Here is a 13256-nt window from a genome sequence, read left to right as displayed (position 1 = left end):
TGGGCCAGGTGGACCGAGACGCAAGACCAGATGACCCAGACCGACCGAGACGGTCCACCACCAAAATCCACCTTGCCGCCGACGAGCGATGCCGGCCCCTCGCCCTCGTCCTGACACCCGGACACTACGGTGACGGCCCCAGTTCGAGCGAGAGCTGGAGCAGGTCTCCATGCCCCGCATCGAAGTCGGCCGACCCCGGACCCGGCCCGACCATGTCCTGGCAGACAGGGCCTACACCTCTCGCAAGAACCGTCGTTACCTGCGACGACGCGGCATCCGGCACACCAGGGAGGGCTCACCGTCCTGCGGGGCCCTGGCAGCGTGCCTGTGCTGTGTGGCTGGCTCCTCCGGCTGGGGCACTGTGCCGGTGTGGCCGGTGGACTTCTCCGGGGCTCGCTCCGGCTCGGCTGCGACGACCGGGGCGGGCGCGGCGGAGCCCTGGGCGTGTTTCGCAGCCCAGCCGTTCAGCAGCCGCTGATAGGCACTCAAGCGCGCTTCTCTGACCGCATACCTTCGCCGGATTGGGCGGACGTGGAGCCATTAATGCCAGGTACCTGGCCGAGGCATCCGCCTATGCTCGGCTAATGCAGCCGCTTTCCGACCGCAGCAGTCCGTTGATCACGGCGTTCCCAGCCGAGCTTGCAAGTGATGCCGAGGCAGTCCTGGCGGTGATGCCTGACTCTCGGCTCCAGCCGCATGCCTCGTTCCCGGCCGCTGTCGAGGGCCAGCAAGTTTCGATCCCCGGGCGCCTCTACAACGACGAGCCGTCAACCGACAGGGTGGCGTCGCTTTCGTCGCGCCAACAACAGCTTCTGCACTGCCTGTACTCAAGGCACTGCGACGGCATGGTCAGGCAGCGCCACCTGGAGAAGGTCGTTGGTTCCACGGACCCATGGGTCGTCCCCTTCGTGGTGCAGCTGGTTGGCGAGTACGTCTTGGAGATCCTGGTCGTCATCTGCGATGAGCTCCGTGATCTCGCCTCGCCCGGCACCTGCGGCCACCTCGCTTACGGGCAGTTCCTCGTGGACAACCCTGCTTTCTTCGCGCGCACTCAACGGCGGGTCGTGAGTTACTGGAGCTGCTACTACCGGGGCACCTACGCGAGTTTTCGGGGCTACCCGGGATGCACGATTCTTGACCTTCTACGGTCCGCTGCCTCCGACAGAGCAGGATATTCCTGGCCCAACCTCGCTCCTGCCGGCGCCAGGGTGGACGGCTACTGCTAGGACCCGGCCGGGCAAGGTCGCCGGGCTGGTCAAGCGGCGTCGGCGAGGGGACATCTGCCCCAACGGATGCCCTTCTACTACGGATGCGAGCGCGTTCGCCGCGCTGGGCTGCCAGCACGTCGGGGTGACGGGCATTCGTGTTGCCCCAGCGCAGATAAGCGTGCAGGGACCGGGTCTGCACGGTGTGGTTGCGGTGGTTGGAGTTGGCGATGGTGAACTGCCGCAGCGGCCTGAAGTGCGCCTCGATTGGGTTGGCCCAGGACGCGTATGTCGGCGTGAAGCACAGCTCGACGCGGTTCTTCTCGCAAGCATCCGCTCACGCGGGGCCCAGGCCATCGCTAACGGCACCCGATGCGGCGAGGTCGCCGAGGGGGCGACACAGATGACCAGGTCCTTCGGATCGTCGCGTTCACCGAGGGACTGGTCCCGCACACGCACATCGACCCCGACGGCACACCGAAACCGGCGATCCTCGCCGCCCTGGACGACCAACTCGGCCGCGTCTTCACCGGAACCTGCCGACACGCCCAGCTCGGTTAGGCATCCGCGACGCGGCACCCTGGGACACAACGCCAGCAGTCCCAGCGCCGCTCAGAGCCGAGGATCAGGAACACGCACTTACCTTGCCGTCTAACCTCATGGACAGTTCGCGCTTACCGTAGGCGCGTGAACGACATCAACACCAAAATGCTTGGGTGGGACCTCATCGGCTGGGACAGCGACGAGCAAGCCGCGCGTATCACTGGCCTCAACCGAGTTGAGATTCTGAGGATCAGAGACCTGTTCCCCGGCCGGGACGACGACTTCCTTGAGACCGCGGTCTACGAGGTGCCGCCCGCGCTGTACTCGGCGATGCGGGGTGCCATCCCGCACCTGGAGTTCCGTGATGGGCTGGAATACCAGATCGGTGGGTTTCTCCTATCAGTCTGAGAAGCCGTATCTCAACCGAACGTGATCCGCTGACCACCGGCTGCTCGGGCGGTGACCAGCAGGCCGTCGGCTGACCGTTCAGCCCGCAGTGGCCTCGGGGCGGATTGCTGTCGATGTCGGTGGCGGTGCCTGTTTGGTCAGGTGGATTCGGTTGCAGGCGGCGGTGAAGGAAACTGTACGGATGAGCGATTCTGGTGATTCCCGTGGGCTGGCCTCAGCCGAAGAGATCCACGCGTATCTGGTCGAGCGACTGAACGGGGCCTTGAGTGGGCCGGAGATGTTCGGGGGCGAGATTTCCCTACGGCTGCTGATGGCCGAACGGGAGCCGGAGGCGTTCGGGCGGCTGCAGCGGTCGTGGGAAGAGCGCGGGATATGGACATCGATCGGGGTGATCGGGGCCTTCCGGGACCTGATCCCGAAGCCGAACTACAGCTGTGGGATGGCGTCGGTGTACGCGGAGTTCGCGCAGGCGCGTGGCTGGCTCAGGCCGGAGTGCACTCTGGCCCCCGAGGCATACCAGGCCATGGTCGACCAGGTGCGTGACTGGGCGGGCAAGGACCGCACCTGGGCCGACGTCATTGACCGGTTCGGGCCGCCCTCGGTGCTGTTCGGCGGCAGCAACCCTCTGTACAGCAAGTCACTGGGCTACCTCACCGACGACTCCGGGCTGCCCATGGTGGTTTTCCACCTGTGGAACGGCACCGAGCCCGGTCGCGGCGACGGCTGGCCCCCTGCGCACGAGCAGCCGTTGCTGCTCGCCGTGCGCCAAGGCGATGGTCTGTTCCGGGAATCGTTCACCTTCACCCCGCACGGACGGCGTCTGCGCCCGGTTGTCGAACAGTCCTGGCTTTCCTAACAAGCCGCGGTTCTTTCGATCAGGCGGTCGCTCTTGATCGAACAGGGCGCTGGATTGAGTGAGTTGGCGGCCGAACGCGCATGAAGACGGGTCCTCCTGGTAGCTCGCGGTTGTCGAAGCCAGAGCGGGCAGGAGGCCCTGTGTCGCGGTTGTACGTGGTCACGTCCGCGGAGTCCAGTTCGGCCACCCCGGGGTGTGACTGTCTCGCCCACAGGTTCGGGAACGCAGCCGATCATCCGGGCCGGGAGCCCCGCTACACGTCGGATGTGAGCGATGCGGAGTGGTCGGTGGTCCGGCAGGCGTTCCCGACGCCGGCATGGATGGCCAGCCGGGGCGGCCGACCGGAGAGTTACTGCCACCGGCAGATGCTCGACGCAGTTCGCTACCTGGTCGACAACGGCATCAAGTGGCGTTCCATGCCTGCGGACTTCCCGCCGTGGAACAGCGTCTATGCGTTCTTCCGCCGCTGGCGCGATCATGGCCTGGTCCGCGAACTCCATGACCGACTACGCGATGGCGTCCGCCGGGCGGAAGGCCGCAACGCCGAGCCGACGGCAGCCATCGTGGACTCGCAGTCGGTGAAGGCGGACGCCACCGTCCAGAACGGCTCACGCGGCTACGACGGCGGCAAGAAGATCAACGGCCGCAAACGGCACCTGATCACGGACTGCCTCGGCCTGTTGCTGATGGTGCTGGTCACGCCTGCCTCCACTACGGACCGGGACGCCGCCCGCACGATACTGCCCACCCTGCGGGAAGGCTTTCGCCGACTGCGGCTGATCTGGGCGGACGGCGGCTACACCGGTCACCTCGTTGACTGGGCCGCCCAGAACCTTGACCTCGTCCTGGAGGTGGTCAAACGCAGCGACGACACCAGCGGTTTCACCGTGCTGCCCCGCCGTTGGGTCGGCGAACGCACCTTCTCCTGGCTGATGCGGACCCGGCGGCTGGCCCGTGACTACGAAGCACAGCCGACCAGTAGCGAAGCCATGATCCTTTGGTCGATGACCATGGTGATGAGCCGTCGCCTCGGCCGCCGCGCGGTCACTGCACGGCAGCAGCTGCCGGACCTGGTCGGAGCACCGTGAACCGGCCCGGCCCGCCCTCGACCAGCCAGCCCCGCTCCACCAGCCGTTTCAACCTCCCCCGAGCGCCCTCGACCCGGGACGCGACAGAGCTGTCCCAGCCCAGTGCCACCGCCGTCTGCCGCGCGGTAAGACCGTCCCCGTCCGCCTCGTCGAGCACGGTCATGATCCGCCGGTAGTCCGGTCCGAGGACCTCCACCGGCACCCCGTCCTCACGGCGGGCCACCATCCTGCGCGGCCCGGCCACCGGCACCGGCTCCTGCAGCGGGGCATGGACGGCAGTCGGCACCGGCGTCTTTCCCACAGCGGGCGCGTCCTGCTCGGCCAGCGCCTCGAGATACTGTTCCAAGCCGATCACCCGGCGGTTCAGCAACTCTTCCGCTCCAGCCAGAGCCGCCCGCACACGCTCGAACTCGGCCCGCAGTTCCTCCACCTGCATCAAGGCAGCCTTCTCACGCTGCTCGAGCACTGCCCGCATCGATGGCATCCGCTACCTCCACCTTGTCTGACGAACACGATGGCCCAAGCCTGCCTCGACGGCGCGGACGTCATGCCTGACCTGCGGAACTCGCACATCAGATTCGGAAAAGAAACCACTTCTAAGTGACCCAACCTGCCAGGTGCGCGCTCATCGACCACCCGACGGACGTTAGCTCCCGGCATGCCAAGGTCTTCATCCCGGCGAGCGGTACCTGGGCCGGGTTCCTCTACCGATCTTCGCCCGGCCTGTCGACCCTCCCACGGGTACCGGCTGGTGTCCCGGTAGCGTCCGTTCCATGGTCACCCTCGATGCGCTCGTCCGCCTGTGCCCGCCGCCGGCCAATCCGCCACCGGCGGTGGACTGGGCACAAGCCGAGCGCACCCTCGGTCTGGCTCTGCCCGCCGACTACAAACAGCTCGTCGAGACATACGGCGACGGCATCTTCGACGAGACGATCTGGCTGCTCGTCCCCGACTCCGCCTACGACGACTGTGACCTGCACGCGCAGACGACGGAACGGCGCGAGATCCTGGCCGACCTGTGGGAGTTCGAGGACAAGCCCGCTGGCCTGCAGGAGGCGGGGGCGAGGATCCTGCCGTGGGCATTCGAGGAGGGCACGGGAGCGTTCCTGTACTGGCTCGCGCGCCCCGGTCAGCACCCCGACGACTGGACCGTGCTCTACAACGAGGGGCGCGGCCCCCTTTGGGAGCACCACGACATGGGGTGCGTCGCCTTCCTGCTGGCGGTACTTACCGGAACGGCGGAAACGGAGTACTTCGGCTACCTCTACGACGTGCTGAAGCCGACGGAGCACCGATTCACAACGGCCGACCAGACCCTTGGAACAACCGGGCAGTGACCCCGTCGGCCGCTCCCGACGGCCTGGCTCACTGCTGACGCACCTCACTGAGCGCCGTAATTGGCCAGACCGGCCAAATACGGCGCTCAGTCACAGCCGGGTTGTGACTGAGCGCCGTACCTGGCACGTGTGGCCAGGTACGGCGCTCAGTTTCTGGGTTTGGAGCTTGTCGCGGCACGTACCGACGAGAGGCAGACGGTCTTCGACCCGGTTGACCGAAAGGCGCACCGCGGTGCTCGATGGTGAGGTCGTCGCGTTCAACGAGCAGGGCCAGAGCGGCTTCGTGGGGCCCCCGTCGACCGCACGGCTCTACAGCGCACGGTCCATCGGGTCATCCGTCGCCTCCCCACCCCGCCAGCTCTTGTCCGCGGCCCGCCAACCGGCGCGCGTGTGAGTCAAGGACAGGGAGTCGATGGGGTGCAGGCGTGAGTGCCGGAGTACTGCGCGCAGGGCGATGAGCCCCGGGCCGGCGTCCGGGCGGACGGGCACTCCCGCGCCGAGCTCCGTCGCAGAGGGGAGCCGCGCGCGGTGGACGGAGTGCAGATTCTCCCGTTCTGCTCCGATCAGCCACAGAAGTATCCCGTCGCTCACCGCCTGCGCGCACTCCGCGTCGATGTCCTCCGTGCCGAGCGGGTTGACGAACTCGAAGCCGAGCCGCCCGTCCGGGAGCGGCTCGAAGTCCACGGTGAACCATGCGAACCCGCCCATACAGCTTGGACGGGTGTAGCGAACGTGGACGTCGCGGCGGGCTTCGGCGGGGAATCGCATGCCGGAAGCGTGCCCGTTCGACGGCGACAGGGCAACGGGATTCAGTCACACGTGTGTGACTTTACTGGTGAGCGGGAGTAGGCCGGGCTGGGATACAACGTGGGTGGTTCCGTGGTGCTACTGGGATGGCGCCCCAGGAGCAGCGACCCAGCGCTTCGCCGCTCCAGGGCCTGGCCGCCGCACGGGGTGTTTGCCCGGTCTCGGTGCCGGGTTGTCACCCAGTGTGGGGCTGCATGCCCCCGAAGGTGGGCACGTCAGCTGCGGTCATGTCCTGACGGAGCCGTACGTACCGGACGGGGTGCCGCCAGACCCCCACGTCCTAGGCGGTGTCCCCGCTGATCTCCGCAACACATCGGGGCTCGACCAGCACCGGGTCGAGATCGTCTCGGCTCCCCCAGCGGGAAGAGAATCGCACGCCGGCCCATGGGTGGTCGGTGTCGGCCGCCATCAGCTGGTCGGCGACCTCGGCGGCTACGGCCGACTTCAGCGGGACCGTCTTCCCGACCAGCCGCAGACGCCCGATCGCATCGAAGCGGCCCAGGAGGAGAACCTGAGGGCGACGGAAGGAGCCGGTGATCCCGCCGATGATCGCTTCTGTCGTGGCTCGTCGCCGAACCTTGTACCAGGACCCCCGGACGCCTGGGCGGTACCGCCCTGCCCGGCTCTTCACGACTACGCCCTCAACGCCTGGGACGTCGGTCCATTCGGTCAGCCACTCCTGGGCGACGGCCGGGTCGGTCGTCGTCGGGCACAGCGTCCACGGCGGCGTCAGCTGGTGATCGGCGAACAGCGCTTCCAGGATCTGACGGCCGCGCATCTGGGGCTGATCGAGGAGCTCTTGGCCGTCAAGCTGGAGGATGTCGAAGGCGATGAAGTGCGCAGGCAGCTCATCGGCCAAGGTCCTGGCTTGGCGAACCGTGCGAGCCCGGCGCTGCAAGGCGGCGAAGCTGAGTGGCCGTGTTCGAGGACTGCCAGTTCGCCATCGAGGACGAGGCGGGGAGGCAGCTGGTCTTCTGCTGCCGCGATGAGATCGGGAAAGCGTGCCTGGTACATCGCGCCGCGCCGCGACTGCAGCAGCACCGGCTGTCCTGTGTCGAGCGGGGTGAACAGCAGTGCCCGGAATCCGTCGAACTTAGGATCGATGAGCATGCCCCCCGGCATCGCTCCAGGGAGCGGGATGGCCTCCCGGGCCTGGGCGAGCATGGGCTCCACGGGAGGGCGCAGCACCATGTGGGGCTCCCTTCCCGTCACCGATCGGGGCTGGTCAGGTATTCGGGTGGGCGTCCGTTTTCAGGGCCCATGCACTGCCGTCATAGGCAGGCCACGGAGGTGAGGTCGACTCCGGACACGACAGCGACGGGCCGTGGCTCGCGCAGGCGTGAGCGAAGGCCTGCTCAACGCTCCGGGCGCAGTCGTGGAACGGATCGGCTTTCTCTGATGCGCAGGATCAAGGCGACCGCGTCCTCCGAGCGGGTTCCCGGGGTCAGGATTTCCTGAAGGAGGAGGCCGCGAATCGCGGCGATGGTGACGGTGGCCACGTCCTGCGCTTCCTTCGTGTCGAGCCCTTCGCGTTCCGCGAGTGAGGACAGCATCAGGGTCAGGTCGCCGATGGACTCCACGAACTCACGGAAGTCCTCGGGGCCGTACGCGGCCAGTCCGACGACGTAGAAGAAGCCGCGGGCGCGCGACAGCTGCTCCGGCCGGGTGTAACTACGCCAGATCGCCACGACGAGATCGTCGAAGGTGCCCTGCTGGGCGGCCTCCAATAGTGCCTCGTTGTCACGGGATCGCTGCGCCGTGAGCATGGCGGCCAGGACGCCCGGGAGTGACCCGAAGTGGTAGCGCAACAGGGCGTGGCTGGTCTCGATCCGGGCGGCGACCTCGCGGAGCGACATCTCCGGCGGGGGAAGGGCCTCGCCGAAGGCGTCGAGAAGCCGTGCCAGGAGTCGCTCGCGCGCGCTGCCCTTGCGTTCTGAGGTTGACAGGACCACTCCCACAGTTTATCCATTGGAAAAGAAAGGTTGGCGGTTCCGTGTTGCTTCGCACATGGTCGCAGACGGCTCACACGGCGGAGGATCGACTATGGGACCTGTACATGTAGTCGGAGCGGCGGTCATCGACGGATCGGGGCGCGATCCCAGCAACATCGACATCACTATCGAGAACGGCCGCATCACCCGGCTCGGTGCCTCCAGCCCGCACGGCGAGCGTCTCGACGCCGAGGGACTGACGATGACGCCCGGCCTGATCGACGCTCACGTCCACCTGGGCCTTTCGAGCCCCATCCAGCCGCACTTCTCGTTTCAGGTAAGCGCCGCCGAGATCGCGGCGGACATCTTCGCCACGGCCGGCGCGACGCTCGACGCCGGCTTCACCACCGTTCGTGACACCGGCGGGATCGACGGCGGTGTCGTCACCGCAATCGCGAAGGGCAAGGTCAGAGGGCCGCTCGTCCTGTCGTGCGGACCTGTTCAGTGCCAGATCGGCGGACACGGCTACTACGGAGCCGAATGGGAACCCACCGAGCTGTGGAGCAGCCACCACATCCCGGGCCTGTGCGCCCTCTCCATGATGGCGGGCAACGCGGACGAGCTGCGACGCAACGTCCGCGAAGCCTTCCGTCGCGGAGCCTCCTTCCTGAAGCTCTGCGTCACCGGCGGAGTGGTGGGCGCACATGATCGACTGACCGACACCCAGTTCACCGCCGAAGAGATCGCTGTTGCAGTTCAAGAAGCTGCGGCACGGAACACCTATGTGACCGTTCACGCCCACAACAACGAGGGTATACGCAATGCCGTCGAGGCCGGGGTGCGCTGTGTCGAGCACGGCACCAGCCTCGACGAATCCACAGCGGCCCTGATGGCCGCTCGCGACGTTGCCCTCGTGCCGACGTTCGCTGTCGTCGAGCAACTGCTGCACGACACCGCCGGAGCCGGTCTCACAGAGTCGACCCGCGACCGAGTCGAGGGCGTACGCGAGCAGATGACCAAGGCGCTCGCTGCCGCCAAGCACGCAGGAGTACGGATCGGGCTGGGTTCCGACCTCATCGGTCCGGCCCAGAGCCGCCGGGGCAAGGAACTCAGCCTGCGTGCAGCCCTCGAAACGCCGATGGAAGCGATCGTGGCGGCGACCCGGACCAACGCCGAGATCCTCGGCCTGTCCGGCCGGGTGGGGGTCATCACTCCCGGCGCGCAGGCAGACCTCACTCTTTGGAACGGCAACCCGCTCGAAGACCCAGAACTGTTCTCCGACCCCAACAACGCCGTCCTCGTCATCCAGGCCGGCCAAATCGTGAAGGACCTCAGATGAGCACCATGTGGCAGGGCTGCCTCCCCCACACCGACTACTTCGAGATGCGCTCCAGCGGTGGGCACAACTACGGCGTCTGGGTCACCACGCCACCGAACTACGACCCTGCCGCGGCGCAAGCACCTGTCGTGTACGTCCTCGACGGCAACTGGACCGTGGGCATGACCGCCCCACTCATCGTCACGCAACTGGACCCCATGCAGTCCATTCAGCCCTACGTCCAAGTCAGCGTGGGATACGCGGGCGAGGAAGCAGAGCACTGGGAAAGCCTGCGCAACCGCGACCTCGTGCCCCCCGGCGAACCCATCGCGAAGGAGTACGTCGATGCGGTGGAGATGGGGATCGAAACAGGCACGATGACACGCGAACAAGCCGACGCCTACCTCGCTGAACTGAGCGACAGCCGCGGGGACATGTTCCTGAACTTTCTGACCGACGACCTGCACCCGCGGATCGAACGCGACTACGGCACAGCCCTGAGCGGTCACGGCCTCTTCGGCTACTCCTACGGCGGACTCTTCAGCCTCTATGCCTGGCTCACCAAGAGCACCTTCTTCGAGAGCATCGGCGCGGGCAGCCCCGGCATCATCAACGGGGACAGCCAGGTCTTCGCCCTTCTTCGAGCCACGGGTGACACCCTGCCTGCTACCAAGCTTCACGTGACCTTCAACGAGCGGGAGATCCTCGGAGACCTGGCGGTCTACCAGAACCTCGCGAAGAACGCGGCCACGTTCCTTCACCGCCTCCCCTCACGCAGCGGATCCGTCACCAGCGCGCTCATGCACGAAACGCACGTGACCGGGCTGCAGGCATCGTTCCTCAGCTACCTCAGGACCTGCCGTGCCCAGTAACCCTGACCGCCGCGCTGGGCGGCGGCGCGCGCGGCCCGCGCCGCCGCCCAGCGCGGGTGCCATCCATGTCGCATTCATGTGTGAGAAGCCGTTGTCATTCCGATCTTGAGGGGTGGGTGTCGAACGGGAGTCTCGATCGGGTGATCGCGGCGGGCCGTGGGCATGAAGGCAGGGCCTTTTGGTAGCTCGGGGTTGCGAAGCCAACCGAGATCCAGAAGACCCTGTTGCCGCAGTTGTACGTGCTCGCGCCGGTGGAGTTCAACTCAGCTGCTCTGTCGTGTGATTGCGTGGCTCACCGGTTCGGGAATGCGGCCGACCATCCGGAGCGTGTTCGGCGGTATCCCTCGGACATGACGGACGCGGAGTGGGCTGTGGTCCGGCCGCTGCTGCCGGTGCCGGGCTGGCTACGGGGCCGGGGCGGGCAGCCGGAGGCGTACTGCCACCGGGCCATGCTGGACGCTGTGCGCTACCTGGTGGACAACGGGATCAAGTGGCGGGCGATGCCGGCCGACTTCCCGCTGTGGGACCGGGTCTACGCGTTCTTCCGCCGCTGGCGTGACCACGTACTGGTCAGGGAGTTCCACGACCGGCTGCGCGGCCGGGTCCGCGAGAAGGCGGGGCGGGACGCGTAGCCGACGACCGGTGTGAGCGACTCGCAGTCCGTCAAGGCGGACGCGGTCGTCGGCGCGGACAGCCGCGGCTTCGACGGTGGGAAGCTGATCAACGGCCGCAAGCGGCACGTCGTGGTCGACACCCTCGGCCTGCTGCTGGGCGTGATGGTCACGAGCGCGGACATCGGGGACCGGGCCGCCGCGAAGGTGCTGCTCGAGCGGGTGACCGACGCCCATCACCGGCTGGAACTCGTCTGGGCCGACGGCGGCTACACCGGCAGCCTCGTCGAGCACTGCGTGGCCGCGCTCGCACTGGTCCTGGCGATCGTCAAGCGCAGCGACGACATGCGCGGATTCGTGGTGCTGCCCAAGAGGTGGATCGTCGAGCGTCTCTTCGCGCACCTGATGCGAAGCCGCCGCCTGGTCCGGGACTTCGAGTGCCGCACTAGCAGCGCCGAGGCGATGGTCTACTGGTCGATGACCATGGTCATGACCCGCCGTCTGGCTCGCTCACGCCCCACGCGAGCGTGAACCGCCCCGTCGCCGGCTCGGCCCGCCAGCCCCGCGACCAGGCGTTTCGCCTTCGACCGCAGCCCCTCCACCTTGGCCGGCACCACGTCCATGCCGAAGGAAAGGGCCATCTCCTGGCACGTCAGAGGTCCTTGACCGAGACGGATTCGATCCTCGAGCGCGGCCAGGATGCGCTGATAGTCCGCCGACAGTGCCGTCCGGGCCAGCCCTTCGCGCCACACCGGAACCTGTGACTTCGCCTTCGCCGCCACGGATGGTGACGCCTGCACCCCGGCCTCCGTCCCGACGCCTCCCGGCACATCGATGACCACCGCGTCGGCTGGACTCCCGCCCGGCGCGGACAGCACCGCACCCACACGCTCGCAGGCAATCGCCCACTCCAGCCACTCCTGCTCGCCTGGATGCGGTCGGCTTCCTCGCGCAGCCCGTCCACACGACGACGGGCAGCAAGCGCGTGCTGTTCCAGCAGTCCGACAACCGACGGCATTCGCGACCTCCACCAGAGCGACCAAACGACGATCCATCACTCCCACACCGACGCCACCCCTACCCCTGACCAGCGAAAACACGGCCGTCACACTCGGAAAGACAACAGCCTCTTACGTGGACAAGCGGGTCCGAGACTGTGCGGGGGAACGTCCTGGCTGCCGTCCGGGGGCCGTGGCTCACTACTGGTACGAGCGCGGTTCCTCGGCCCGTGGGGTGGGCTGGGTCCATGCCTCGCGGGAGGGCAGGCGGTGGGTTGGTACGGGCGCCCGCGGCATGCTGATGCGCCCGCACGATGGTGGAGTCGACGGAAACGTCCCAGTCGATCTCGCCTGCGGCGTCGGCCGCGGCCTGGACCTGCTGGAGCAGACGCTCCCACGTCCCGTCGGCCGACCACAGCCGGTGCCGTTCATAAACAGTCTTCCAAGGCCCGAACCGTTCGGGCAGGTCACGCCACTGCACGCCGGTCCGCACGCGGTGCAGAATCCCGTCGATCACCTGCCGGTGGTCCCGCCACCGGCCACAACGCCTGTTGCTAACCGGCAGGAACGGCCGCAGCCGTTCCCACTCAGCATCACTCAGATTACCCCGCCCCATGACCGGAAGAACGACCCGGACAGACGGCAGTCACAAGATCACACGAATCCTGATCCCTACTCCGTGACGAATGGTGCGTATCCAACCGGGACCTCGCTCACCCGAAGGTCCGAGAAGAGCAAGGTCACCTTGTGCGCGTTGGTTTCAATGCGCACCTCGTGAAAATCGATTCCGAGAGCCTTCGACCAGCGGTGGGTCGCCTCGGACTCAGGAAGGAGTTTGACTCCCGGGTACAGGGCGTGCCACTTCACGCCCCAGACGTATCCATCGAGGTCGACACCGGACTCGTGGTCGATGAGCCGGTCGTCCAACGAGACCCGCCAGGTCTCCGCCGGCACTGAGGTCTCACACCGGGCCTCAACGCAGTACCGGAAGAGATACCGCAGGTGGGACGGCGCGATGCCGGTACTGGGATCAGCCGTCGCGTAGACGATGACCTCGTAGTCGCGCATGTAGTTGGTGTATCCGTGGTGCACGACAGCGTGATCGAAGGTCTCGTCCAGCATCTGCTCAAGTACGGCGGTGTCCATGCCGCCCTTCTACCTCACTCGACGAGACTTCGATACCGAGATTCACGGGTGTTGGGCGCCGTTGCCTCAGAGATCGCCCGGACAAGTCCTAGCTAAGAGGGCATCTCAACTGGCTTGATCACTAGAGTGGCGGCCG

15 protein-coding genes and 5 pseudogenes are annotated in these 13256 nt (G+C 67.0%); 11 read left to right on the top strand and 9 right to left on the bottom strand.

Annotation, left to right across the window (positions count from 1 at the left end; all coding sequences use genetic code 11):
• Positions 1-56 precede the first annotated feature (56 nt).
• Positions 57-280: pseudogene (locus tag OG379_RS39310) on the top strand (transposase); the annotation flags it as partial.
• Here the strand turns inward: OG379_RS39310 and OG379_RS39305 are convergent.
• Positions 256-489, bottom strand: a complete 234-nt coding sequence (locus OG379_RS39305; RefSeq protein WP_405668860.1) for a hypothetical protein — start codon at positions 487-489, stop codon at positions 256-258. The pseudogene OG379_RS39310 and the gene OG379_RS39305 sit on opposite strands and share 25 nt — an antisense overlap.
• Before the next feature lie 95 nt (positions 490-584).
• Here OG379_RS39305 and OG379_RS39300 point away from each other — a divergent pair, with 95 nt between their 5' ends.
• Positions 585-1226: a hypothetical protein gene (locus OG379_RS39300; protein WP_405668264.1), complete on the top strand. Its 642-nt coding sequence runs from the start codon at positions 585-587 to the stop codon at positions 1224-1226.
• A gap of 29 nt (positions 1227-1255) precedes the next feature.
• Here OG379_RS39300 and OG379_RS39295 read toward each other — a convergent pair.
• Positions 1256-1527 (bottom strand): annotated as a pseudogene (locus OG379_RS39295) (IS630 family transposase); the annotation flags it as partial.
• 50 nt (positions 1528-1577) lie between these two features.
• On the opposite strand from OG379_RS39295, the gene OG379_RS39290 reads away from it, so the two are divergent.
• The 4 genes from OG379_RS39290 (at position 1578) to OG379_RS39275 (ending at position 4100) form a co-directional block, all read left to right on the top strand.
• Complete coding sequence (locus OG379_RS39290; RefSeq protein WP_405668262.1) at positions 1578-1766, top strand: hypothetical protein; 189 nt, start codon at positions 1578-1580, stop codon at positions 1764-1766.
• A gap of 126 nt (positions 1767-1892) precedes the next feature.
• Positions 1893-2156, top strand: a complete 264-nt coding sequence (locus tag OG379_RS39285; protein ID WP_405668260.1) for a hypothetical protein — start codon at positions 1893-1895, stop codon at positions 2154-2156.
• Positions 2157-2307: 151 nt separating this feature from the next.
• Positions 2308-3012 carry a hypothetical protein gene (locus tag OG379_RS39280; protein WP_405668258.1) on the top strand — a complete coding sequence of 235 codons (705 nt, stop codon included), beginning with the start codon at positions 2308-2310 and terminating at the stop codon, positions 3010-3012.
• Between the two features lie 266 nt (positions 3013-3278).
• Positions 3279-4100: an IS5 family transposase gene (locus OG379_RS39275; protein ID WP_405668256.1), complete on the top strand. Its 822-nt coding sequence runs from the start codon at positions 3279-3281 to the stop codon at positions 4098-4100.
• Here the strand turns inward: OG379_RS39275 and OG379_RS39270 are convergent.
• Positions 4057-4575, bottom strand: coding sequence for a hypothetical protein (locus OG379_RS39270; RefSeq protein ID WP_405668254.1), 519 nt, complete (start codon positions 4573-4575; stop codon positions 4057-4059). The genes OG379_RS39275 and OG379_RS39270 overlap by 44 nt on opposite strands.
• Before the next feature lie 298 nt (positions 4576-4873).
• Here OG379_RS39270 and OG379_RS39265 point away from each other — a divergent pair, with 298 nt between their 5' ends.
• Positions 4874-5437, top strand: a complete 564-nt coding sequence (locus OG379_RS39265; protein WP_405668252.1) for an SMI1/KNR4 family protein — start codon at positions 4874-4876, stop codon at positions 5435-5437.
• Positions 5438-5746: 309 nt separating this feature from the next.
• On the opposite strand, the gene OG379_RS39260 is transcribed toward OG379_RS39265, so the two are convergent.
• The 3 genes and pseudogenes from OG379_RS39260 to OG379_RS39250 all read right to left on the bottom strand — a co-directional run bounded on the left by OG379_RS39260 (position 5747) and on the right by OG379_RS39250 (position 8202).
• A complete protein-coding gene (locus OG379_RS39260) occupies positions 5747-6205 on the bottom strand; it encodes a hypothetical protein (protein ID WP_405668250.1) in 459 nt (152 codons plus the stop codon).
• Between the two features lie 319 nt (positions 6206-6524).
• Positions 6525-7354 (bottom strand): annotated as a pseudogene (locus tag OG379_RS39255) (ATP-dependent DNA ligase).
• A 245-nt stretch (positions 7355-7599) separates the two neighbouring features.
• The gene (locus tag OG379_RS39250) at positions 7600-8202 is read right to left on the bottom strand and encodes a TetR/AcrR family transcriptional regulator (RefSeq protein WP_405668248.1); all 603 of its coding nucleotides are present in this window, start codon (positions 8200-8202) and stop codon (positions 7600-7602) included.
• An 85-nt stretch (positions 8203-8287) separates the two neighbouring features.
• Here OG379_RS39250 and OG379_RS39245 point away from each other — a divergent pair, with 85 nt between their 5' ends.
• The 4 genes from OG379_RS39245 to OG379_RS39230 all read left to right on the top strand — a co-directional run bounded on the left by OG379_RS39245 (position 8288) and on the right by OG379_RS39230 (position 11507).
• Positions 8288-9514: an amidohydrolase family protein gene (locus tag OG379_RS39245; protein WP_405668246.1), complete on the top strand. Its 1227-nt coding sequence runs from the start codon at positions 8288-8290 to the stop codon at positions 9512-9514.
• Positions 9511-10365, top strand: a complete 855-nt coding sequence (locus OG379_RS39240) for an alpha/beta hydrolase (protein WP_405668244.1) — start codon at positions 9511-9513, stop codon at positions 10363-10365. The genes OG379_RS39245 and OG379_RS39240 overlap by 4 nt, the downstream gene beginning before the upstream one ends.
• Positions 10366-10715: 350 nt before the next feature.
• Complete coding sequence (locus tag OG379_RS39235) at positions 10716-10997, top strand: transposase (protein WP_405668242.1); 282 nt, start codon at positions 10716-10718, stop codon at positions 10995-10997.
• Between the two features lie 12 nt (positions 10998-11009).
• Complete coding sequence (locus OG379_RS39230) at positions 11010-11507, top strand: transposase (RefSeq protein WP_405668240.1); 498 nt, start codon at positions 11010-11012, stop codon at positions 11505-11507.
• Here the strand turns inward: OG379_RS39230 and OG379_RS39225 are convergent.
• The 3 genes and pseudogenes from OG379_RS39225 to OG379_RS39215 all read right to left on the bottom strand — a co-directional run bounded on the left by OG379_RS39225 (position 11464) and on the right by OG379_RS39215 (position 13120).
• Positions 11464-11994 (bottom strand): annotated as a pseudogene (locus OG379_RS39225) (hypothetical protein). The gene OG379_RS39230 and the pseudogene OG379_RS39225 overlap by 44 nt on opposite strands.
• Positions 11995-12212: 218 nt before the next feature.
• Positions 12213-12590: pseudogene (locus OG379_RS39220) on the bottom strand (IS5 family transposase); the annotation flags it as partial.
• 56 nt (positions 12591-12646) lie between these two features.
• Positions 12647-13120, bottom strand: coding sequence for a hypothetical protein (locus OG379_RS39215; protein WP_405668238.1), 474 nt, complete (start codon positions 13118-13120; stop codon positions 12647-12649).
• Positions 13121-13256: the final 136 nt, after the last annotated feature.

Source organism: Streptomyces sp. NBC_01166, assembly GCF_045039765.1.
GTDB lineage: Bacteria > Actinomycetota > Actinomycetes > Streptomycetales > Streptomycetaceae > Streptomyces.
The sequence above is the reverse complement of the archived record's forward strand: the minus strand, read 5'-3'. Positions and strand labels throughout refer to the sequence as shown.

What these genes read in the sequence shown, in the direction of transcription:
- OG379_RS39240 (WP_405668244.1), top strand. Translation starts at nt 9,511, where the DNA reads ATGAGCACCATGTGGCAGGGCTGCCTCCCCCACACCGACTACTTCGAG.
- OG379_RS39270 (WP_405668254.1), bottom strand. Translation starts at nt 4,575, where the DNA reads ATGCGGGCAGTGCTCGAGCAGCGTGAGAAGGCTGCCTTGATGCAGGTG.
- OG379_RS39235 (WP_405668242.1), top strand. Translation starts at nt 10,716, where the DNA reads ATGACGGACGCGGAGTGGGCTGTGGTCCGGCCGCTGCTGCCGGTGCCG.
- OG379_RS39290 (WP_405668262.1), top strand. Translation starts at nt 1,578, where the DNA reads ATGCGGCGAGGTCGCCGAGGGGGCGACACAGATGACCAGGTCCTTCGG.
- OG379_RS39245 (WP_405668246.1), top strand. Translation starts at nt 8,288, where the DNA reads ATGGGACCTGTACATGTAGTCGGAGCGGCGGTCATCGACGGATCGGGG.
- OG379_RS39215 (WP_405668238.1), bottom strand. Translation starts at nt 13,120, where the DNA reads ATGGACACCGCCGTACTTGAGCAGATGCTGGACGAGACCTTCGATCAC.
- OG379_RS39265 (WP_405668252.1), top strand. Translation starts at nt 4,874, where the DNA reads ATGGTCACCCTCGATGCGCTCGTCCGCCTGTGCCCGCCGCCGGCCAAT.
- OG379_RS39300 (WP_405668264.1), top strand. Translation starts at nt 585, where the DNA reads ATGCAGCCGCTTTCCGACCGCAGCAGTCCGTTGATCACGGCGTTCCCA.
- OG379_RS39260 (WP_405668250.1), bottom strand. Translation starts at nt 6,205, where the DNA reads ATGCGATTCCCCGCCGAAGCCCGCCGCGACGTCCACGTTCGCTACACC.